This window comes from Streptomyces sp. BF23-19 (assembly GCF_041106355.1).
Lineage (GTDB): Bacteria > Actinomycetota > Actinomycetes > Streptomycetales > Streptomycetaceae > Streptomyces > Streptomyces virginiae_A.
Map to the genome: position 1 here is coordinate 1 of NZ_JBGBPT010000193.1, position 1,875 is coordinate 1,875.

The following is a 1,875-nucleotide window of genomic DNA, read 5'->3' on the forward strand; positions in this document are numbered from 1 at the left end:
GTTCGGCTGCCCCGTTCCGCGGCTGCCACACGGGCGGCCTCACCCACACGGCAGCCACAGCCCATCGCCACGAACCGACGCGGCCAACGATGAACAGCCCGCCACAGCTGTCACGGGACGCGGCTTCCGGATCGCCCGGCAGGCTGTGACCGGGCGCCCGCCGCCGGGCCGTCTCAGGCGAGGACGTTCACGGCCCTGGCGACGACGAGTCCGAGGATCATGAGGGAGAGGATGGACTGGAGGGTCATGACGCTCTTGGCCCAGGGGGCGAGTGGCATGACGTCGGTGGGGCTCAGCGCGGTGGAGTTGGTGAACCCGAGGTAGAGGTAGTCGACGTAGTGGGGGCGCCAGTGCGGGGCGTTCAGTTCGGGACTGAGCTGTTGGGGGAAGGCGAGCGCCGGAGTGGGGGGCATGCGGTGGGCCCGGGCGGCAGGTCCTCCGCTGTCGAGTTCGAAGTAAAGCAGGGAGAAGGCGAGAACGGTGGAGGACCAGACGCTGCCGCCGGCCAGCAGGAGGGCGTTGGCGGAGTTGGTCTCGTGCCCGCCGTGGATGAGATCGTCGATCAGCTGGACGGTCGACCAGATCGCGCTGCTCACGAGCACGACGACCAGGGCGATCGCCACCGAGCGCAGGACGGTGGAGCGGCGGCTGATCCGCCCGGGGTCTCCCGAGATCAGCGCCACCAGCAGGAGGCCTTCGGCGAGGGGAAGCGCCCATCGGGGCCCGAGACGCAGGTCGTCGGGCAGAAGCAGGGTGAGGACCGCAGAAGCGACGACCGCTGCGGCCATCGGCCAGCGGCTCTCGGTGCGGACAGCAGATCTCGACCCCGGCTCACGTGGGCTCGTACGGCCCGTTTCGGAGGGTTTGTGTCCGGTCACGGCCGATCGCTTCCCGGGCCCGGTGGCAGCTCGGATCGCATGTGCCGCCCAGCTATCCGGCGTCGGCGTTGCGGATGCTGCCGGTCGTCCTTGGTTCGGGATTCATGTGCCGCTCCTCGCAGGTGAAGGCGTACGGGGCGGCTGCCCCGACGGCCTCGACGACCGCGCCTGGGACGCTCGCTCGGGATGACGCGGCGCCGGAACTCTGATCCACCGTAGACCGGGGTGATCAAGGTCCGCGGGCGACACGCTCTGCATTCACACGCCCGCCGAGCCGCAGGCCGGCAGGGCGCGGCGACGAGCCGCATGGTCGGTCGGCGGCTTCGCCCGCTGCAACAGACCAGAGACCTCAGCGTTCTCTTCTACGGCCTTCACCCCACCCCACGCCCCACTCCTGGCAACAAGGCGGACGCTGGGCCGGGGGTGCGTGCCGTTGGCTGTCCCGCGCGGTCAGGAGCAGGACCGAGGCCTTGAAGTAGGTGGTGCCGAGCGCGGTGGCCACCGCTTCGGCGGACATGCCGCGCGTCCCCGAAATCCACCGTCCGCCCATCCCGGTCCACCAGCGCACCGCCCTCTGCCACGGCCCTGCCCACAGGCAGGCCGGACCCCCTGCGACCCTGCCCCCTTCGCGCACGCGCCCACACCCGGACAGGCCCGACAACCAGCACGGTTGGATACCGATCCTGACGACGCGGCACTGCTGGAGGGCGGGCCGCAGTTGCCGTATCCGGCAGAGCGGGCGCGGCTGCGTGAGGCGGCCGGCGTCACGCAGGCCCGGCTCGCGGCCGCGCTGAAGATGCCGTCGGACGGTGAAGAACCGGGAGACCGGCGGCCCGCCCCGGGCGGCGTCACCCGAGGCGGGCCGCCGGGCAAAGAGGTGACGTGCCGACCTGCGAAAACACTGGTTTTCGGATCATCACCCACGGCTACCCGTTCGAATGAACGTACCGCGCAGAAACCGTTGTCCACCCAACGAGTGGTGATCCACTTGCCGTGC

3 protein-coding genes are annotated in these 1,875 nt (G+C 70.7%); 1 reads left to right on the forward strand and 2 read right to left on the reverse strand.

Annotation, left to right across the window (positions count from 1 at the left end):
* Nucleotides 1–173 precede the first annotated feature (173 nt).
* Nucleotides 174–788, reverse strand: a complete 615-nt coding sequence (locus tag AB8A24_RS43240; protein WP_328959840.1) for a hypothetical protein — start codon at nt 786–788, stop codon at nt 174–176.
* 439 nt (nt 789–1,227) lie between these two features.
* On the reverse strand, nt 1,228–1,395 hold the full coding sequence (locus AB8A24_RS43245; RefSeq protein WP_328959841.1) for a hypothetical protein: 168 nt from the start codon (nt 1,393–1,395) through the stop codon (nt 1,228–1,230).
* A gap of 153 nt (nt 1,396–1,548) precedes the next feature.
* Here AB8A24_RS43245 and AB8A24_RS43250 point away from each other — a divergent pair.
* On the forward strand, nt 1,549–1,875 hold a 327-nt coding region (locus tag AB8A24_RS43250), incomplete at its 3' end, for a hypothetical protein (protein ID WP_369479241.1).